At 48.5% G+C, this 21,296-nt stretch carries 15 protein-coding genes and 1 tRNA gene; 6 read left to right on the forward strand and 10 right to left on the reverse strand.

Annotated features, from left to right (window positions below):
• Window positions 1-21 precede the first annotated feature (21 nt).
• From PGN_RS04995 to PGN_RS05005, 3 genes are all read left to right on the forward strand, one after another.
• Entirely contained in the window at window positions 22-1,185 is a 1,164-nt protein-coding gene (locus tag PGN_RS04995) for a cytochrome d ubiquinol oxidase subunit II (RefSeq protein ID WP_012457979.1), read from the forward strand.
• Window positions 1,186-1,331: 146 nt separating this feature from the next.
• Entirely contained in the window at window positions 1,332-2,123 is a 792-nt protein-coding gene (locus PGN_RS05000; RefSeq protein WP_012457980.1) for a patatin-like phospholipase family protein, read from the forward strand.
• Window positions 2,120-3,814: an alpha-amylase family glycosyl hydrolase gene (locus PGN_RS05005; protein WP_012457981.1), complete on the forward strand. Its 1,695-nt coding sequence runs from the start codon at window positions 2,120-2,122 to the stop codon at window positions 3,812-3,814. The genes PGN_RS05000 and PGN_RS05005 overlap by 4 nt, the downstream gene beginning before the upstream one ends.
• Window positions 3,815-4,278: 464 nt before the next feature.
• Here PGN_RS05005 and PGN_RS05010 read toward each other — a convergent pair whose 3' ends face one another.
• The gene (locus PGN_RS05010) at window positions 4,279-7,485 is read right to left on the reverse strand and encodes a glycoside hydrolase family 2 TIM barrel-domain containing protein (protein ID WP_012457982.1); all 3,207 of its coding nucleotides are present in this window, start codon (window positions 7,483-7,485) and stop codon (window positions 4,279-4,281) included.
• 963 nt (window positions 7,486-8,448) lie between these two features.
• Window positions 8,449-8,522, reverse strand: a tRNA-Ile gene (locus tag PGN_RS05015).
• Window positions 8,523-8,694: 172 nt separating this feature from the next.
• On the opposite strand from PGN_RS05015, the gene radC reads away from it, so the two are divergent.
• The 3 genes from radC (at window position 8,695) to PGN_RS11490 (ending at window position 11,847) form a co-directional block, all read left to right on the forward strand.
• Entirely contained in the window at window positions 8,695-9,387 is a 693-nt protein-coding gene (gene radC / locus PGN_RS05020) for a RadC family protein (protein ID WP_004584127.1), read from the forward strand.
• Window positions 9,388-9,611: 224 nt separating this feature from the next.
• Window positions 9,612-11,264 carry a hydroxylamine reductase gene (hcp, locus tag PGN_RS05025; RefSeq protein ID WP_012457983.1) on the forward strand — a complete coding sequence of 551 codons (1,653 nt, stop codon included), beginning with the start codon at window positions 9,612-9,614 and terminating at the stop codon, window positions 11,262-11,264.
• Between the two features lie 433 nt (window positions 11,265-11,697).
• Complete coding sequence (locus PGN_RS11490) at window positions 11,698-11,847, forward strand: hypothetical protein (protein WP_013815682.1); 150 nt, start codon at window positions 11,698-11,700, stop codon at window positions 11,845-11,847.
• Between the two features lie 18 nt (window positions 11,848-11,865).
• Here the strand turns inward: PGN_RS11490 and PGN_RS12105 are convergent, their stop codons facing one another.
• From PGN_RS12105 to PGN_RS05065, 8 genes are all read right to left on the reverse strand, one after another.
• On the reverse strand, window positions 11,866-11,994 hold the full coding sequence (locus PGN_RS12105; protein ID WP_262497866.1) for a hypothetical protein: 129 nt from the start codon (window positions 11,992-11,994) through the stop codon (window positions 11,866-11,868).
• A gap of 421 nt (window positions 11,995-12,415) precedes the next feature.
• The gene (locus PGN_RS05030) at window positions 12,416-14,107 is read right to left on the reverse strand and encodes an alkaline phosphatase (RefSeq protein ID WP_012457985.1); all 1,692 of its coding nucleotides are present in this window, start codon (window positions 14,105-14,107) and stop codon (window positions 12,416-12,418) included.
• 35 nt (window positions 14,108-14,142) lie between these two features.
• Window positions 14,143-15,339, reverse strand: a complete 1,197-nt coding sequence (locus PGN_RS05035) for a M24 family metallopeptidase (protein WP_012457986.1) — start codon at window positions 15,337-15,339, stop codon at window positions 14,143-14,145.
• A 498-nt stretch (window positions 15,340-15,837) separates the two neighbouring features.
• Window positions 15,838-16,602 (reverse strand): C-GCAxxG-C-C family (seleno)protein, encoded by a 765-nt coding sequence (locus PGN_RS05045; protein ID WP_012457988.1) that lies wholly within the window; start codon window positions 16,600-16,602, stop codon window positions 15,838-15,840.
• Window positions 16,599-17,699 (reverse strand): chorismate mutase, encoded by a 1,101-nt coding sequence (locus PGN_RS05050; RefSeq protein ID WP_004584120.1) that lies wholly within the window; start codon window positions 17,697-17,699, stop codon window positions 16,599-16,601. The genes PGN_RS05045 and PGN_RS05050 overlap by 4 nt, the downstream gene beginning before the upstream one ends.
• 15 nt (window positions 17,700-17,714) lie before the next feature.
• Window positions 17,715-18,965, reverse strand: a complete 1,251-nt coding sequence (locus PGN_RS05055) for a glycosyltransferase (protein ID WP_012457989.1) — start codon at window positions 18,963-18,965, stop codon at window positions 17,715-17,717.
• Window positions 18,962-20,323, reverse strand: a complete 1,362-nt coding sequence (locus PGN_RS05060) for a polysaccharide deacetylase family protein (RefSeq protein WP_012457990.1) — start codon at window positions 20,321-20,323, stop codon at window positions 18,962-18,964. Before PGN_RS05060 ends, PGN_RS05055 begins: the two co-directional genes overlap by 4 nt.
• The gene (locus tag PGN_RS05065) at window positions 20,320-21,285 is read right to left on the reverse strand and encodes a GNAT family N-acetyltransferase (RefSeq protein WP_012457991.1); all 966 of its coding nucleotides are present in this window, start codon (window positions 21,283-21,285) and stop codon (window positions 20,320-20,322) included. Before PGN_RS05065 ends, PGN_RS05060 begins: the two co-directional genes overlap by 4 nt.
• Between the last annotated feature and the right edge of the window lie 11 nt (window positions 21,286-21,296).

The raw sequence follows: 21,296 nt of genomic DNA on the forward strand, positions 1-21,296 counted from the left end.
TAGAATAAACGACACGAAATTATGGAATACGCATTGTTACAACACTACTGGTGGTTCCTCGTCTCATTACTGGGAGCACTCTTGGTTTTCTTGCTATTTGTACAAGGAGGACAGTCATTCCTCTTCAGTCTTGGCAAAGATGAACTGACTCAGAAAATGATGGTCAATTCGACCGGACGCAAATGGGAGTTCACTTTCACTACACTGGTTACTTTCGGAGGAGCTCTCTTTGCTTCGTTTCCTCTTTTCTATAGCACCAGCTTCGGAGGAGCATATTGGGTATGGATGCTGATCCTCTTCTGCTTCATTATCCAAGCTGTCTCCTACGAGTATCAATCCAAACATGGTAATGTATGGGGGAGGAAAACCTACCAAATACTGCTTTTCATCAATGGTGTACTGGCTCCGCTTCTGCTCGGAACCGCTGTTTCCACATTCTTTACAGGCAGTAGCTTCGTGGTAAACAAGATGGCGATGTTCGACCTCTCCGGCGGCAACCAGATCGTTTCGGCCTGGCAGCCCTTCAATGGGTGGCAACTGAGAGGCCTTGAAGCTGTTTTGAACCTGTGGAACGTGGTTCTCGGATTGGCTGTATTCTTCCTTGCCAGAGTATCGGCTCTGCTTTATTTCATCAATAATATCGATGACGAGAGTCTCTATGCGGCAGCCAAACGCCGACTTTGGGCCAATACGGCCGCATTCCTGATTTTCTTTCTGGCATACATAGCTTTCCTGCTGACTACGGAAGGATTTGCCGTGAATCCCGTTTCCAAAGAGGTGTATATGGAACCATACAAGTACCTGTACAACTTCTTGGATATGCCGGCCGTTCTGGCTGTATTCCTGCTTGGAGTAATCCTCGTACTTGGCGGTATAGGTTTGACTCTACTGCGTAAAGGCTTCAAACGCGGAATCTGGCTACACGGTACGGGAACCGTACTGACTGTGCTTGCCCTACTACTTGTAGCCGGTTGGAACGATACGTCTTGGTACCCCTCCACATACGATCTGCAAAGTTCGCTTACGATCGAGAATGCCAGCTCCAGCCATTTCACGCTGAAGGTAATGAGCTACGTCTCTATCCTTATTCCTTTCGTTTTGGCTTACATTTTCTATGCTTGGCGCGCACTGGACATTCGTAAAATCACAAAAAAAGAAATGGAGCAGGACGATCACGTCTATTGATCTCCGACAGATAATTCCACAATCTGAGGCTGTGTCATTGGGGTTCGATCCCTTGACACAGCCTCATTGCTTTTATATATTTCGGCGATAATCATGACCGACGATTTGAAAAGACGGCTATATTTACCTGACCAAACGATAGCAATATGGCTCAGTCATCATATCAAACCGCACCGCATCGGATAGGCTTGGCTCTTAGCGGCGGAGCGGCCAAAGGCTTTGCACATTCGGGAGTACTCCATGCTCTTGAGGACAATGGGATTCGTCCCGACATCATAGCAGGTACGAGTGCAGGAGCGTTGGTAGCTGCACTCTATGCCGATGGATACAGGCCCGAAGAGATTCCACAATTATTCCGAGGCAAAAATTTCAGATTCCTGACAGAGTGGCAAATACCACAAAGAGGTGTATTCAGCATCCAACGCTTCAAGAGTTTTCTTCGCTCGACTTTACGCCACAAGAATATCGAAGACCTACCCCTTCCGATCAGAATAGTGGCAACGGACCTTGACCGTGGAGTTGTCAAAGTTTTTTCACAAGGCCCTCTCGTCGAGACTGTCACGGCTTCCTGTAGCATTCCGATCCTATTCAACCCTGTAGAGATAGATGGAACCACCTATGTCGATGGAGGACTGTTCAAAGACCTTCCGGCTTCTGTCATTCGTGAAGACTGCCGTTATCTCATAGGAGTACACCTCAATCCCAAAGAGCCTTCCGACTATAAAAAGAGTCTTTTCGGCATTGCAGAGCGTTGCTTCGGCTACATCTTCCGAGCGAACTCCCTGCCCGATCGCAAGCTGTGCGATTTGCTGATCGAATCAGGAGAAATAATCAAGTTCAAACCATTCCACGTGGAGCCGGCAGAAGAAATTGCCGCTTTCGGATACAAAATGGCCAAACAAGTTCTTAAAACGACCTCGATAACGCGGGATCCATGAAAAAGGGCGAAAAGATGATTGTCTATTCCGTGCTACCACGTCTCTTTGACAACCGATGCCAAACACGAAAGCCGGGAGGCGACCCGATGGAAAACGGCTGTGGTAAGATGGAGAGCTTCAGTCCGCAAGCACTGGAAATGATTCGGAGCCTCGGCACTACGCATATATGGTATATAGGTATGCTTGAGCAAGCAACTCAAACGAATTATAGCGATGCCGGTATTCTTCCCTGCCATCCCGAAATCGTCAAGGGGAAGGCAGGATCGCCTTACGCTGTCAGAGACTATTATGACGTATCGCCCGAATTGGCTACGAACATTCCCAACCGAATGGCAGAATTCCACGATCTGATCGAGCGCACACATCGTGCAGGCATGGGAGTGATCATGGACTTTGTCCCCAACCATGTAGCGCGTGAATATCGGTCGGACGTCAAACCATCGGGAACAAAAGATCTGGGAGAGGGAGACGATCCGCTTGTAGCATTCTCTCCCAACAACAATTTCTACTACCTGCCCGGAAAATGCCTCGAACTCGATTTTGGTGAGCGGAGCCGTACAATGATGCCTTATCACGAAGAGCCTGCAAGGGCAACGGGCAACGACCGATTTTCCTCTCATATCGATAAGGAAGATTGGTACGAAACGGTGAAATTGAATTACGGCATCGACTACCTGAATGGAGGAAGCAAACACTTCGATCCTCTACCGGACACGTGGATTCGGATGCGAGATATTCTGCTCTTTTGGGCAAGCAAAGGAATCGATGGATTCCGCTGTGACATGGCCGAAATGGTGCCGGTGAAATTCTGGGAATGGGCAATACCGCAAATTCGCGAAAGGCACTCGGTCTTATTCATAGCCGAAATCTATCGGCCCGAGCTGTACGAGAGCTATCTCCAAGCAGGGTTTGACTATCTGTATGACAAGGCGGGCATGTACGACTGTCTCCGAGCAGTTATCTGCGGATACGGCTCCGCTTCGGACATATCACGAGTAATCCGACAAACAGAACGATTTGCCGACAATATGCTCTACTTCCTTGAGAACCACGATGAGCAGCGCATAGCTTCGGATTTCTTTGCCGAAGATGCACGGAAAGCTCTGCCGGCAGTAACGATAGCCGCCACAATAGGACGAAATCCCTTCATGCTTTACTTTGCTCAGGAACTCGGCGAACGCGGAATGGATGCCGAAGGGTTCAGCGGTAAAGACGGTCGTACCACGATATTTGACTATTGGAGTCTGGACAAGATGCAACGCCGCATCAATGACGGACGATACGATACGACGATGTTATCCGAAGAAGAACGCCTCTTACTGCAAAGTTATACCCGTCTCTTACACGATGTTTGCGCCCTGCCATCAGTCATTCAAGGAAGCTTCTACGACCTCGGCTATGCCAATCAGAACAATCCTTACTTCCGACCGAATCGAGAGTTTGCCTTTCTTCGCCATACAACGGACGAAATACTTCTTGTCGCAGCCAATTTTGCCCCACACGAAGCAGAAATCAGGGTGATTATTCCCGAACACGCCTTTCAGACGATGCAGATAAAGGACAATGCAGCTTTCCTGCTGACCGATATGCTCTCCGGAGAAAACAGCATCGGCTGTCTCACCCAATACGCCCCCTACCCGCTACATCTTCCGGCCTACGGCTATGCCCTGCATCGCTTCCGTCCGCTTTAGACGGATCAAGCCAATTCTCCTATAGCTCTTTCAACGGCTGCAAAAAACAAATATGCTGTTTGAGCATATGATCAGTAGGAATTTTAGTTTTCCAAATCTGAAAACTTTTCTTTCAAGGCGGCTCCGAATAAGCCTTCTCTCAAATACTTCTGTGCTCTTCGCGGAACAGATCAAAGTATTTGGCTGAATAGTTGTAACTATTTCGTCGAATAGTTAAAACTATTTCGCCGGATAGTTATAACTATTTTGCCAGATAGTTATAACTATTTCTCCGAATAGTTCAAACCAACTCACTGAATAGTTCAAAGTGTTTGGCGGAAAGCTTAGGAGTATTTCGAAGAATTTTCAATGCTTTTGTGTCTATACATCAAGAAGACTGGGGAATAAACCAATGCCGTTCCGGCTTCAACCGAAAGAGAATTAATGTCCCGTTCTCTTCGCATTAGAAGTAGCTGCAGACACATTCAGAGAGGACGAAAACGAAGTCCGAAGGAATAAGTGCCCGATGAGGGGCAAAGGTATGCCGGAGCAGTACCGGGCCCGCAACTTCCATTGCCCAGTCCGCGCTGCATATAGTCGAAGCGCAAGATATGATGCGCAGGCGTGGGTAATTCCCATTGATGACGAGTCCGCGCAAGATGTTCGTCCTCATAGGGAAGAATGGAGAAATCGACCTGTCCCGAAGCTTCCACCCTGATACCCCTGCCGGAATCATCCGTCAGGGTCAGAGCTCTAAGGCCGGTTCTATTGCCTGTACTCTGGGGGCGTACATAGGGTTCGACCATACAGCTCACACGGTCGGAATACAGTCCGAAGAAAGCACTCTGCCTACGATCCACATAATTCTCATGAGGGCCTCGTGCCAGATATTCGATTCGATCCATCTGCAGGGGCAGGCACATTTTAATCCCAAGTCTACGTAACTTATCCGCCTGCTCTTCCTCGGGTGTAAAGTCTGCGCGAATATCCACCGTACCGTCTCCATATATATAATAGTTAAGGCGATAAGGGCAGAGAGCACGATGCGACGCCGCGAGGATCACCCGTGTGGAATCTGCATTGACCTCGTAGGAAGGAACAGCAGGCTGTACCGGACCGGCCGGTGCTCCGGGAGGAATACTTCCGTAGGGGGAGTCGTTCTCTACCCAACGGAAATTGTCATAGACAGGGCCTCCCCTCGGGATAATCACAGGGTGGCTGCCATAGTTCCAACAAATAAGTTCTGCCGTATGGAGATCGAATACGAGCTGCACCCTGTCGTTAGCGATATGAAGATGATTCCCTTCCGTCGTTACTTGCAGCGTGGGCATCCGCTCAGGCAGGAGGGAAGCAAAACCCTCTCTTTGTGCAAGTGTAAACTGTTCGGATGCTACCGTGTATCCCTTATCGGCCCAAGTGGTGGCTTCACGAAGGAAGAGTTCGAAATTGATATGGAAGTCGCGAGTCGAATACATTGGAATATCGGCGACGGGTATCCTCAATGTAGCTTTTTCTCCTGCCGGCAATTTGGGCAGATCCACTTCTCCGCTTTCGATCACACAGCCGTCGGAGAGGAGCTTAAAACGAAGACCGAATCGATTCAAATCCGTAAAGGAGTAGGCATTGTGCAGAGTGAGCAGTTTGCTTTTACTGTCGTATGCATCGAATTTCACGTACTGATACACTTTCTTCACTTCGTACAGCTTCGGAGTCCATGACCGGTCAGCCGTCACAAGTCCGTTGTTCACGAAATTTCCCTGATGAGGTCCCGGATAGTCGTATCCGGTATGCAGGCGATAGAGTCCACGTTTGATTTCGGAAGGATCGTAGATGGCCTGATCCACCCAGTCCCATATACAGCCGCCTATACCGGCACTGCTCTGCTCCATTATATCCCAATAATCCTGCAAATTGCCGACACCGTTGCCCATGGCATGAGCATATTCGCACATGAAATAGGGCTTTCCGTCCGTCTCCCGGCCATTGGATCCGGCCTGTACCTGAGCAAGGGAGGGATACATAACGGAATGCAGGTCGGTATATTCCGTTCCGCCACGGGTAGCACCCTCGTAGTGAATGATGCGCGAATCGAGTGCACGAACCGCCGCATAGGTATGTCGGAAGTTTTCTCCCCTACCCGATTCATTGCCGAGCGACCAAAACAAAACGGAGGGATGATTGCGATCGCGACAGACCATACGGACTGTGCGATCCACGTATTGCGCCCGCCATGATTCGGCATTGGTGATACCACCCTTCTCTCCATGGTCATCCCAATTCTTATGACATTCCAAATCGGCTTCGTCCATGACATAGAGACCGTAGTAATCACAAAGGGCATACATCTTGGGCTGTCGTGGATAGTGACTCGTTCGAAGAGTATTGACGTTGGCCTGCTTCATCATCGTTATGTCCTTCACCATTGTCGGCAAGTCGATGCTGCGGCCATGAAGCGGATGCGTATCCTGCGTATTGACTCCTTTGAACAGTACTTTGCGACCGTTCAGATACACCGATTGATCGCGAATTTCCGGCTGACGGAATCCATACTTGGTGGCAAAAGCCAATTCTTCGCGCTCCTTATCATCCCATTGGGTGATAATAAGAGTATAAAGAGTAGGTGTCTCGGCTGTCCACAGGGATAGATTGCGAAGATCGGCTTTCCGAAAATGAAGGCTTTGTTTCTGTTCTCCCACAGACAGTCGGGTTTGCTTCCGTTCCTCCCAGAGCACTTTCCCTTGGGGATCCAAGAGACGTATTCCGACAGTCTTACGTGCAGCCGAACCGTCTCTGTTGTCCATCTCGACGGCTACGGATATTTCCCCTGTGGTATAGTCGGATTCGGGATGCAACTTGCTCGTTATGTAATGATCCCGAATGGAAGTACGAGGCGTGGCGTACAGATAGACATCGCGATGCAATCCGCTCATATGGAACATATCCTGTCCCTCCAAATAAGAAGCATCCGTCCAGCGGACTACTTGTATGCTCACATTGTTCTGTCCCGCACGAACTGCCGCACTGATATCAAACTCGGCATCGTTATTGCCCCCTTGAGTGTAGCCGATATAACGCCCGTTTATCCATACATAAGCCCCACTATAGAGACCATCGAAATGCAGATAAACGCGTTTCTTTTCCCAGCCTGTCGGAAGGATAAAGTCACGCCGATAAGAGCCTGTCGGATTGGGATCCACTGCCGAGGTATAAGTCTTCTGAATGCGAATAAATGGAGGATTGTCCTCAAAGATGTGGTTTACATTGATATATAAAGGTGTATCCCAACCTTTCATCTGCCAGCACGATGGTACTGTGATGGTATCCCATGCAGACACATCGAACAGATCTTCGACAAAATCGGTACGGGCAGTACGGGCATCGGGAGAATAACGAAAATGCCACAAGCCGTTCAGCGATAAAAATTCTGCCTGCGAAGGAGTAAGCCAAGGTTTCTGATACCGCTCATCAGCCTGCAACAATGCTGTTGTAGCATAGGGCATAAAGGTAGCGTGGCCGTCTTCTTTGTTTTCGCCAAACACCGTTTCATCTTCCCAATACGGCCTCTTCCCTGAAACAAGACTGTCGGACTGTAGGTATAAAGCTCCGTTGCCATATAATACGGTAGCCCATGAGATACTGCATACAGACGAAAACAGTATGAAAATCGAAAGGATTCGCAGACTTATCTTCATAAATACTTAGTTGTTTAGTGAAGCAAAGATAAACGGAGTTTCCTCCGTATAATTAAAAGCCATCCTTGAGACTGTTGCGGGGGAGTTTCATTGAGCTCTTTTGCTGCAGAGCTGATTCTTAGTGTCTTCGGGAAAGGTCAAACCTTCGGTATATGGGCACCGAGCAAATAGAAATTTCCCCAAGTTTCCATTAGAGAAGTACTCCTTTCCTCGTCAAATAGGCGAGAAATAAGAAACGATTGTCGGCTGTTTCTTGCTTCCTGCACGATGCAGGACGTGATTGTCAGCTGATTCTTGCTTCCTGCACGATGCAGGACGCGATTGTCAGCTGATTCTTGCTTCCTGCACGATGCAGGACGCGATTGTCAGCTGATTCTTGCTCCCTGCACGATGCAGGACGCGATTGTCAGCTGATTCTTGCTTCCTGCACGATGCAGGACGCGATTGTCAACTGATTCTTGCTTCCTGCACGATGCAGGACGCGATTGTCAGCTGATTCTTGCTTCCTGCACGATGCAGGACGCGATTGTCAGCTGATTCTTGCTTCCTGCACGATGCAGGACGCGATTGTCAACTGATTCTTGCTTCCTGCACGATGCAGGACGCGATTGTCAGCTGATTCTGCTCCCATCAATGCGCTAACTATCAGCTATTTGCAACTATTTTATAGGACTTTCATTGAAGTCTTTTGCCGCAGAGCTGATTCTTAAGTGTTTTTCAGGAAAGATCAAACCTCAAGATATGGCTACCAAGCAAACAGAAATTTCCCCAAGTTTCCATCAGAGGTATACTTGAGCTTTGAAGAGATTGCATGAAATACTTCCTTTCTTCGTCAAATCAATGCTTGTGTCTGTCTTGATCGATATGAGGAGGTGGAAGGTTATTGTGCAACAGTCTCATCCTTCTAAGTATTTCTATCATAGATAAACGAAAAAAAGGGATACTCCCGTACCCCTTTCATCGTGGTCCCACTTGGGCTTGAACCAAGGACTCCCTGATTATGAGTCAGGTGCTCTAACCAACTGAGCTATAGGACCTGCATTGCCTGTCTGGACTTGCAATTGCGGAGCAAAGATAAGTTTTTTCCTCAATATGCAATAGTCATCAAAAATCTTTGTGGTCGAAATACAAGAGAATTTCTACCCCCAATCCTTTCCTTAGCCTTCAAAACGGGCTACCTTTATCGCCCCGAAACCCCACAATACTGCAATGGAGAAAATGACTATCAAGCAGCTGCACGAATCCGATCGCCCCCGTGAGAAAATGATCCGACTCGGTGCTCGCTGCCTGACCGATGCCGAACTGCTGGCCATCCTCATCGGATCGGGTAATGACCGGCAAACAGCCATCCAACTGGCTCAAGAGATTCTGGCCAAGATGGATAACAGCCTGCCGCGTCTGGCCAAATGCGACATACAAGAGCTGACCGGTAGCTTCCGAGGTATGGGACCGGCAAAAGCAGTCACCGTGATGGCAGCAATGGAACTGTCCCGCCGTATCCCTTCGCAAGAGATGCCCCGCAGAGAATCCATTACCGATAGTCGAATGGCCTATCGAACTATAAGCCCATTTCTCACAGACCTGCCGCAGGAAGAAATGTGGGTGTTACTCCTCAACCAAAGCGGAAAGATAATCAGCATGGAGAACCTTAGCCGAGGAGGTGTATCGGAGACTTCGGCCGATGTCCGTCTGATCATGCACAAAGCCGTCTCTCATCTTGCCTCGGCAATCATTCTGGCACACAATCATCCTTCAGGAACGGTACGCCCAAGTGAACAGGATATTCAGCTTACTCAAAGGGTGCAAAAGGCTGCCACATTGCTCGGATTTCGACTGAACGACCATCTGATCATCGGTGACGATGGGGTATATTTCAGTTTCGCTGACGAAGGCCTTCTCTGATTTTTCTCTGAATCCATACAAGTAAATAGAGAGTCGGACTCTTTCTTCTTGTTTGAAACCGATGAGAAATCAACCACCGGAACAAAAAAGCCGGGTTATCCATTTATATCGCCGCATAGCAAGAGTACCCGGTGTCGCATAGGCGACATTTCAGGCAGATAGCAGCTTCTACTTTTGTGTCATCAAAGAACAATGATCGATTAACATAAGAAGGAGACTCGACAATGGAAAAGAAAATGTTTTGCTATCAATGCCAGGAAACAGCCGGCAATAAGGGATGTATCCTCAAAGGGGTATGCGGTAAGGACTTTAGTACAGCTAATCTGATGGATTTGCTCGTCTTTAACCTCAAAGGTATTGCCATCATAATGACTTCTATGAGGCATGCCGGAGTGAAAGCCGATTACCGAAAGGCTGACAAGGCGATCATGGAATCTCTATTTGCCACGATTACCAATGCCAACTTCGACTACTCTTCCATAGCCAAACGTGTAGAGAAAACGTTCGCACTCAAAGCGGAATTGTACAGTTTGGCTCTTACTCAAGGCATAGAGCTTCCCGAAAATGAAGCGGTGACAATGCAGGGAAAGCCGGAAGAATATGATCGGTTGGCTCTCAGTGTAGGTATTCTAAGAGAGACAGACGAGGATGTACGTTCTCTCAAAGAGCTGACGATCTATGGACTCAAAGGATTGGCAGCCTATGCGGAGCATGCGGATCGACTCGGCTACGTGGATGAAGAGATCAATGCTTTCACCGAACGTGCGCTGCACGATGTAACGATGGGGTTGCTTTCGGCAGAAGAGCTGACAGCTCTTGTACTGGAGACCGGTTCTTTCGGAGTGAAGGTAATGGCTCTGCTCGACAAAGCTAATACCGAGACTTATGGCAATCCGGAAATCACGGAAGTAAATATAGGTGTCGGTTCGCGCCCGGGTATCCTTATCAGCGGTCATGATCTGAAAGATATGGAGATGCTGCTCGAGCAAACCGAAGGAACAGGAATAGATGTGTACACACACGGTGAAATGCTACCGGCCAACTATTATCCCAAATTCAAAAAATACAACCACTTCTTCGGCAATTACGGCAATGCATGGTGGAAACAGCGTGAGGAGTTCGAAACCTTCAACGGCCCTATCCTTTTCACCACAAACTGTATCGTCCCCCCTAAGGCCAATGCTTCCTACAAGGATCGGGTATTTACCACCAACGCTACGGGTTATCCGGGATTCAAGTACATCGAGAGCGATGAGCACGGGCGCAAGGACTTCAGCGAAATCATTGCCTTGGCCAAGACGTGCCAACCTCCCACAGAGATTGAGAGTGGCACTATCATAGGAGGCTTTGCACACCATCAGGTATTGAGCATCGCCGACAAAGTAGTGGAGGCTGTCAGCAGTGGAGCGATCCGCAAGTTTGTAGTGATGAGCGGTTGTGACGGCCGGCAGAGTGGGCGCAATTATTACACGGAGTTTGCCGAAGCTCTTCCTTCCGATACGGTTATCCTTACATCGGGATGCGCCAAGTTCCGATACAACAAATTGCAGCTTGGCAACATTGGGGGCATCCCTCGAGTTCTCGATGCCGGACAGTGTAATGACAGTTATTCGCTGGCGGTAATTGCCCTGAAGCTGAAAGAAGTAATGGGATTGGATGACATCAACAAACTACCGATCGTCTACAACATTGCATGGTACGAACAGAAAGCTGTCATCGTCCTGCTCGCTCTACTCAGCCTCGGTGTCAAGAACATCCATGTAGGCCCTACCCTACCTGCATTCCTATCACCGAATGTAGCGAAAGTGCTGATCGAAAACTTCGGTATAGCCGGTATCGGTACGGTCGAAGAAGATATTCGAACACTGATCGCATAAGAATAAGAAGTGGTGTGCAAGTGAATGCCTTAAGCTTTCTCGGAAAAGCCGGAACTGCATTGGTTTATTTCCCAATCGTCTTGAGGTATAGACACAAAAGTATTGAATACTCTGTGAAAAGCTCATTAGCTTTTCACAGAGTACTTAGAACCATTTCGATGAATACTTAAAACTATTTCGCTGAATAGTTCAAAGTATTTCGCGGAAAGCTTAAGAGCTTTTGCCAGAATAGATCCTAATCTTTCTTCGAAAAGTGGCTAATCAAACGTGAGTTCGATGTAAGCGATATGGTGCCGACTCTCTCTTGTTGGGATATTGACTATAATCGAATCAGAAAATGAAAGGGAAAAAGTTTGACGTCTCATTGGATGTCGAAGCCTCTCGAAGCTGAAATTTCTCAACCGAGAAATGAAATACGCTGACAAACAGCATATTGCATATTTTTCTTCAGATCGAATCCGCATTGTTTTATAGCCATTCGGAACATACGCAGAAAGGGGGTCGAGCTACGCCCTACAGCGACTCGGGCTACGCCGTAGAGCGTACCGAGCTGCGCTCTACGGCTCTTCGAGCTACGCTGTAGGGCTCACCGCGCCGGGCTCTACGGCTCAGCTCGGCCACCTCTACGGCTCCCGGAGCGGAACTCTACGGCTCGGCTCGCTACGCTGTAGAGCGTACCTCGCCGAGCTCTACAGCGTACCTCGAAGAGCCATACGGGGTAGCCCGTCATCCTCTACGGAGTACCGCCATCTTGCCCTATGGTATAGCCCATCTTCCTGTGCGGACTGCAACATTCTGTCAAAAGCAATCCGAATTTCAATGTTGGTTCGATCCAAGCAAAAGCAGGATTGCCCCCTATACAATTGCCTGAACGGAACAACCTATAACATCCAAAATATTAGTGCGTTAACCGCTAATCAGGGAACGAATACATTGGCGTTTTCTTACGCCGAACTGACGTTAATCAATTGTCGCAAGGGACATCAGCAAAAAATAAAACCCCGAAAGTTTTTGTCTGAACTTTCGGGATTCTCTGAACTTTAGTTGTTCTTGTTATTTGTCGAAGAAAAGATTCGGGTCCATCTACACCTCATGGATTTTGTACAATCGGATCGAATCTTTTGATGGGTTTTCTTCACACATCAAGCGGCTTACTCTCCGAATAAAGAACGTAGTTCACGAGGCAAATAGAAAGTCTTGGTCTTATCTACATAGACTACTACGGAAGACAGATCAATCGCTTTCTTATTGAAGATAACCGTATTGGAGAAAGGACTCGCCAGTAAGCGATGGCTACCTTTTTTCACTTCAAGGACAGGCAGTTCTCCTTCCTTCTTTCCGTCTTTGATACTGTAGCTCATGCCTTGGAATACTTCCGAATGGGGAGCAAATATCTTGTCGGTAAGGACGGGCAATTGGCCTCCTAATTCGAAGAGACGGCAGAGATAGTCATTCAGTTCATAGTTTATGACCATTCCCATCGGGCGTGTATCTTGGGGGTGATAGGCCGCCAACAATACTTCTTCGGCAGTATGTCCGTGCGTCGTAAAACCGATCGAAGTGTGCTTCGTATAAAGCGATGCGATGAAGGTACTGAGCGAACCGCTGTAGAGGGATTCTTCCGTCTGCCTGCGCTGCTCTTTGGGGATAGGACTATGATTATAATCCGGACAATTATAAAGAGCTTCCAACTCTTTGGAGTCCAATTCGAATCCGCAGATATTGCTTACCAAACCCTGAACCTTGTCGGCGGGAGTATCAGCCAAACGCTCTGCAAGTCCGTCTGCTGTCAGGCGGAAGCGACAGAGTTGATCGAAAAGGTCTTTTGCAGAACGCTTATCATAGTCTTTCACACTTTGTTTGCCTATACTTACACCGCTATTGCCATGATCCGGCACGATGATGACAGCCGTTTGTCCGTCACGATGGGCAAAATCGAATGCCACGGCACAAGCACGATCGAAAGCAAGATATTCGGTAGCAATCCCCACAGGATCGTTGGCATGTGCAGCCCAATCCACTTTACTACCCTCGACCATAAGGAAAAAGCCTTCCTCAGAACGATTCAGCTTCTCTATAGCCAAGCGAGTCATCTCCTCCAGTGAAGGGATTTGTGTAGTATCACGATCCAAATCATAGGGCATTTCTCGTTTGCCGAACAAAGCCCACATCTTATCTCCCGCATAAGTGCGCATTCCATTCAGGTCATCCAGAAAGAGCCCATAGCCACGGCTATTGAGTACGGATTGCAGTTCCGGATGGAGGTAGTGCGTTCCGCCTCCGAGTACAACATCCAGATTTTGGTGTACCATCTGCGCTGCAATCCAATCGTATTTCTTACGAGAATAAGAGTGTGCCGAGCAATCGGCCGGTGTGGCATGAGGGAAGTGACAAGTCACGACCAAACCCGTTTTCTTTCCCTTCATTATTTTAGCCGCCTCCAGAAAAGTAGCCAAAGGAGAATAAGCACGAGCCTTATCCACCGGAATCAGATCTGCATCACCCGAACTGACAGGATAAGTCGACACAAAACCCGTATTGGATGGCATACCTGTCATATAGCACGATGTAGTAGGAGCAGAGTCTCCAATCGGGGCATCGGACGAATAGGTCAGAACAGTACCACATATATATGGATCTATAGCCAAATGCCGGCGGTCGGGATTCAGGTATCGCTGATACCAGCGAGCCAGAGAAACAGCCGAAAGAGAGGTACCATCGGGAATCATCAGAATCACGTTCCGAACTGGCTTGACCTCCCGTGGCTGACCGGCATATAGAGCCGGAGAGAGTACGATAATAAAAAGAAGAATCGTACTAAGAGTTTGTTTGATTCGTTTCATTGTTTGTTAATCTGTTAGATGATTGGATTCAATGTTTATTGTTTCGCTACAGCCAATAGATCTATCAGCTCTTCGGAACAGACCGTTAGTTTCTCTACACCGGATTCCGTAACCAGAAAACTATTCTCATTACCTACGGCCCCAATACCGGGAAGAACAAATTTGGGTTCAAAGGCTATCACCATCCCCGGCGTCAGTATCTCTTTACTGCGAGCCATTAGTACAGGCATTTCATTGATCTGGAGTCCTATGCCATGTCCCACAAATTTAGCTTGCTGCTTCGTTCCCATGAATTTATCGGTAGCCCCTGCTTCCTCGGCCATATCTACAGAGCGTTTATAAAGATCGGCACACGACATGCCGGGTTCGGCAGTCTCCATAACCTTCGCCTGAATTTCCCGACTGAGGTCATGCAATCGTCTGGCTTCGTCCGGCACTTTTCCGATGGCATAGCTGCGAGTCATGTCAGATATATATGCCGAATAGTTGCCCGCCATATCCACCATAACGCACATACCCTCTTTCATGGGCGATCCATCTGCTCCCAAAGGCAAGGCATCCGTACCGCCACCTCCCATGGCGAAGTCATAAGGAGACGGCGACTCGGCATTATCCCCTACGATCACATTACCCATGTGAATTTCCATCGCAGATCCGAATGTTCTAAATATACCCTCTGAACCATAGCTACGCATCAAATGTTCGATCTCGACCTGAAACTCTCTATCTGTCATGCCCGGTCTGAAAACGGATGGAATACACGCATAGACTTCCCCGTGGATGGCAGCAGTCCGACGAAAAAGTTCTATTTCACCCGGTGTCTTGATCATTCGTAAGCGACGCAAAAGAGCCGTAGCATTGCCGTACTCAGCATTGGGAAAGATACTGTGTTGGCGCTTAATGTCGCTATAGGATGATTCGTCATTCTCAAGCATGATACGGCGAGGCAATACGCCTCCTCTACTCTGAATTAATGCAGGAATATCTTCGAGTTTACGTATGGGACAAACATTTCCCTCCTCGACTACTTGTGGACGACGAACGAAAAAGATAGGTTCACCCTCTGCCGGCAAATAGGCTGCCCCTCCATATATGGATCCGAAGAGATAAAGCAAATTGACATTGCTTGTTACCAGCAAAGCATCATACCCTTCTTCTTCCATTGCTATGCGTACACGCTCTTGGCGTACTTGGAGATCTGCCTTCAAGGCTGCAGGTGCTAATTTGATCATAATATTTTGAGATTATTTTGATTAACGGAACAAAAGTACTGAATAGCATATTCGCAAGTCATGAATAATCACGATTTGTCAGTACAGAAAGCTGTCTTATCCGATTTTAGAAAGTCTTGCCGATTTCCCGATTTACTTCTTCTATTTGCGAAAATCCCGTGCAATAGTCCCATACTGGTGTCTATGCATTTGCTCTCTTTACTCCTGATGCACTTTGCAATCTACTCGAATGAGCCTCGAAAGCCTGCTCCGGCGATAACTCTCCAAATCCGGCAAAATTTATTCGACCGACGAAGCTGTGTAGCACCACTCCTCGACTCTGCCATGATCGTTGCCAATCGCTGTATGGACTATCTCCCCTTCAGATACAATACCTAATCGGTTTCGGTTTCGGCAATAAGTTAGGCTATACTCGTCTGTGTTTCCATGGCATCAATACTTAACAATCGTGCCACTTAACTCTAAACTATCCAAGTCTACTCATTCTCTTTCTTATGCTTAGTCATTTGTCTGCGATTCGGATAGTCTTTGCTCGACAAGCTCTTCGGCTAAGCGGACACAGTTGTTACAGGGAAATTTCAGTTCTCCCTTTAGCTCACGGCAGGTGATACCGCCGGCATGGGCCTGAAACTCCTGACTGACCGGTTGCAGCCCTTTAGATTCAAGGATTCTATTGGCTGAATAAAGTGCACCGCAGAGTCCGCCTTCGGCTCTTCCGCCGCCCTTGGGGCGGTATTCTTCTTCGATCGCTTCGTCAGTCATACCGGTCAAATCTTGAAATCCTTTTTGAACAGCTTGTGCGCAGTTCCAATTGTTCGGTTTGTTGTGGAAAAATGTTTCCGATCTGGATTCTTTCGTCATATTGAGTTGTGTTTGGATATTGATACGCAGTTCTTGGAGGCCGGATTGAATATAAGGCCTTGAATAGTCAACATTCTTCAGTATTGTATTGTTCCAGACGATCAGGTCAAGATCAATGGCTACACGGCCATCGAAAGGCTTGGTATATGTCCTGCCTAATTGCAATTCTATTCCCTTCAGTTTCCGTCCGACTTCTTCCCGGTTCTCCGATGAATAGAAATGGGCTGTCAGATTGGTAAACAAACCTGAAGGGTAAGGGAAGTCAATGGGAGCGTTCTCGATGGGCTTGGAGAAACGGATCGTCGGATATGAGTCCCGAAGCAGGCGCATAGCCGCCGGTATATTGGTCTCTGCAGCGTAGTTGCTGCCTATACTGATAACGATATGGTGGTGAGTGTTCATGATATACAGTCGTCGGTGTGTGGCTTTTGGGGGGCAAGGGTCTGCAGACGGACAGATTCCTCATGAATACGGCTGAATAGCTCCGATATAAATGTTTCGTCCAAACCTAAGAGGGCTGCAGTACGGGCACGGTTGCGCTGTAGTTGTTCGTAGCGGAGATTCTGAACCACAGCCAGATTGTGCTCTTTTTTGAACAAACCTATCTCGTATGCCACTTGCATCCGCCGAGCTAGCAATTCCACTATACTCTCATCTATCTGATCAATCTGCATGCGCCAAGAGATCAGCTCTTCGTCCTGCTTTTCGGATTGGCGGCGTGGGATACGCAGTCGCCGGAGGATTTGGGCAAGTACAGTAGGTGTTATCTGCTGGCTTGCATCGCTTAGAGCCTTATCCGGACAGCAATGCGACTCAATGATCAGCCCGTCAAAATTCATTTCCATGGCTTGCTGGCTGACGGATTCGATCCGATCTCTCTGTCCCGTAATATGACTCGGATCACAAAGGATGGTTAACGAAGGAAAACGTCTTTTCAAATCGAAGGGAATCTGCCAATGTGGAGGATTGCGAAACGTCTTGGTCGCATAGGTACTGAATCCTCTATGGATGGCTCCGATCTGTCGAACTCCGGACTGCCGAAGCCGTTCTAGGGCTCCTGTCCACAGATCCAAATCGGGACTGATCGGATTCTTGACGAGGACAATCACCGATTCGTCCTTGCCTATCGTATCGGCAATTTCTTGTACAGCAAAGGGATTGGATGTGGTTCGTGCACCTAACCAGAGTATTCTGATACCGGCTTGCATGGCTTGCTCTACGTGTTCGCGAGTAGCCACTTCCGTGGTAGCAAGCATATCCAATTCATCCTGTACACGCACCAACCAAGGTAGCCCTGTTTCTCCTACTCCTTCGAAGCACCCCGGCAAGGTACGAGGTTTCCACAGACCGGCACGAAAAATACGAATGCCTGCTTCATCCCTGAGGGCACGAGCAGTAGTCATTATCTGCTCCTCACTTTCTGCACTGCAAGGGCCGGCAATGACTGTCGTATTAGGCTCCGAGGGGAGAGGCAACGGCGTAAAATCACAGTACTTCATGATACGATGCTGAATTTAGTTAGCGACGATCGATTCCAGTAGACGAGCATATTGTTTGGCTTCCTCTTCACGCGAAAAAGTGGAGATAAAATTCCTGTTTGGGTTCCGAAGAGAAGTATCCCCTTCTGCCTTCCAGCGAGTGTATTGATCACTCAGGAATGTGGCTACCTCTTCTGTCGTCTGTGCAGCCAATCCTGCCTCGGCCTCCGATATAATATCTGCCACGATAGCTTCATCGCTCCTTACCATCAGGATGGGTTTTTCCATGGCCAGTGACTCGAATAGCTTGGTCGATACTATACCATGGGGGCCTCCGGGCTTCTCTGTGTTGCCCAGTTGGAGCAGGACACTGCTATGGCGGAGAATTTCGGGTACCTGAACAGCCGGGACCATCGGGAAAAAGCGGCACATATCCTTCAGAGCATACTGCCGAATGAATGGTTGCAGGATGGAGCGGGAGTGTTCGTCCACATACCAGTGCAGCTCTATTCGTCTCTCTTTGCGCACCTCCTGAAGAGTTTCAGAAGCCAAAGCTTCGAACAAAAGGGTAGGATCGTGCATTCCCGGAGTCAGCAATCGTCCTGTATAGGAGAGGATGAATTTGTCACAAGGAAGCGATCCTCGAGAAAAAAGCTCGGGATCATATCCATTGTAGATCAATTCTGTACGAGGATTAACTTCTGCGAGCAGATTGCAGTGCCAGGGTGATACCGAAACTACACGATCAGCTTTGTGGAGATAATGGTTTCGGAGAGAAATATAGCGGTGTCGAAGCCACTTCATCAGCAGACTTGGCAGTCGCTTGCCACGAGGAAGAAATTCGTAGTTGCTGTACTGTTCGATCACATCGCGGCAATCCGCCACCCAGGGCAATCGATGTGCCTGTGCATAGCGGCAAGCCGTAGCAAGGGGAAACTTGCGATAGGTAAGACAAAGTATAGCATCGAATTTGACACTGGGAAAAGCTTTCGCCGCTTCTTTGTAGAATCGCTCTTCTTTCTGCTCCCAAAGCAATTCGCTGAACAGACGAGCTGAACGAATCGCCTGAGACAGAAACGAAGCCGAAGAGAGATCGATAGCCGTTACCGGAATATCACTGCAAAATCCACCAAACACATCGCCGTGCGACTGGGATGCCGGAGTCGGCATTTTTTCCGTTATTACAAAAGGTTCCCAACCAAATCGAGGCAGATATTTGGTCAGATAGGCAGCTCTCGGAGCAAAAGCCGGAGGGAAGATATCGGCGAAGATGAGTACCCGTTTCATTGGTCGATGGCCGTTTCGTAGTCGAAAGATTCCTCCTCTTGTTTTTCCTCCATGGTTTCTATCAGCCTCAGTACTTCTCGATACAAACGGGCATGCCAGGGATGAATGTCGCGAGAGAGATATTCGTTGTGCCAAAGGAGTGTGGCTTCTCCTCCGTGGATGAAAGTATGCTTCAGCAGTTCCTTGCACAACTCTATGGCTGTAGCTTCGTCCAGGCCCATATACTCTTGCCTGTGCAGCGTACAATCCATCAGTGTAAGTGGGTGCAGGATCAGCTCGGTCAGCCGTCTTGTGGAAGGCATAATGAAGCGAACGGGACGGGATGTACCAAGGCGGAAACCTGCAACATCGGCATACCCCATGGTGTAATCGTGCCTGATACCTGCCGAGATCAGGGCTTGCATGTCCTCCGGCTCACGAGCTGCAAGGTAGTGATGCCTGTTGCAGTCGACTGCCATATCGGTATCGCTCATAAGTCGCTTGCGCTGCTTTCCGATTAGTTCGGGGTTCAGACCGGCAGAGTAGTTGCTGTGAAGCCCTATCACTATTCCATTGTTTTTAACCAAAGATCGGAGCGATTGATAGAGCGGTTTTCTCAGCGAATAGTTCGGTGCATCCTGTGGGGCCTTTCCGGGTGCTTTGAAGAAGAAGATAATCCGACAGCGATCCGGCATTTTGCTGCGCAATATTTTATCCCAATCCACAAAACGGGGAAAAGTGAAGAAACGATCACTTGCCGGATTGGCATAAGCCAGACGGAAAGCCTTGAAGGGAGATTTGCGTTCCTTGATCAATGCTCGGGCAAAACTTCTCCATCCTCTGTACTCGAACGGTTCGTCTACGTCATGCGTCAGATTCACCATGGAGAAATGGGGGACTGGGTCTTTTACCGGCCAGCCCATCTGACGAATTTTGGTGCGCAGAATGGCCCCGTATTCATCTACTACAGGACGCTGTAGAAATCCTGCTTTGAAAAGCAAGGACTCTCTTCCCGGAAATCGTCCGTGTATATCTCGAAGTTTACGCCGGTACATCTCTTCGTAGCGGGAGATCAGAAAATATGTAGAGGCGACAATGTCGGCATTCAGCACCAGTGTGTCGCTCTCTTCCAACAGCTCTTCGGTCGGCTCTCCAAAAAGGAGAGGTACGCCCTCCCATTCTTTCAGCGGTAACAAGGGAAAAGCCTTATCGGTACCGTAAATATCCGAATCGAAGAAGTTTGAAGCACGGATGACAATGCTGTATCGGGACATCTCGCTCTGCTTCGAGGTATAACCGATGCGACTGAGGAGCTGATCGTTTCCGCTTTCATCTCCGATCAGAAAGCGAATGATGTAGTGGATTACTTCAGTATTCATACCTGTTTTTGCTGACCGGTATCATGAAAGGCTCGCCATTTACGTCTTAGTCGGCCATATAAGCCAATCCGACCTTTGGATAGTCGGAAATAAGGTGTTTGTATACCTCCGAACGAGCGGAAGAATCCCTCTACCCCCTCCAACATGGAACCTTCGAAGTCAAATGTATGAATGCCTTCCATCTCACAAGCCCTCCAAATGGCCTCATACAGGGCAAAAGCTCCGGCATTGCGCCCCTGTCCTTCACGAATTTGGCCGGAAGCAATCGTGTAGGCCGTGTTATGATCGTGGGCGAGGAAGACGGCAGCCAGTAGACGCCCTTCGCTATCTTCACAACCGACTATTTCACCTGCATGCCTTTCGATGGCGACTTCCGCCAGCCGCTGCAATGTCTCCACTGCAAATCCTTTTGCTTCCTGTCGGGACATGGATATACGGCAGAGGCGCAGCAGGTCGTCCACCGTGGCCGACGTACAGCGGAGTCCGTCTCTTTCAGCCTTACGTATCTTCTTCATGGCGTCGGGGCGAATAGCCATCCGTACGACATCGATTCCAGGGCTTAGATCTATCCTGTACGTATATCGCGTAGTCTGAGAGTAACCTTGCCAGTAATAAGGGAGCCAATCGGTAAAATCCTTGGAGTATTGTACCATAAAGGACTTATGAGGCGGAAGCATGGAGCGCAGCATATCGTGTACCCTACGATGGGTACGAAAGGAGGTCGTGCTGTCTTCGTTTATACCTATGAAACTGTAGGATCCCAAAAACTGGGTGAAGGGCGGCATGCTGATATGACCAGGTACCGGCATATAGCAGGGCATCACACCTGAAACCGTCCCTTCCTCCTCAAGGACGAAAGCCATCCATTCATCGAAACCGCATACAGCATCCAGCCACCAATCCTGCAGGTATAGAGGGATGGGCATTCCTTGCCGGCATAGCTCCCGATAGCGTTGCTTCATCACTATCCAAG

The sequence above is a fragment of the Porphyromonas gingivalis ATCC 33277 genome, assembly GCF_000010505.1.
Classification (GTDB): Bacteria; Bacteroidota; Bacteroidia; order Bacteroidales; family Porphyromonadaceae; genus Porphyromonas; species Porphyromonas gingivalis.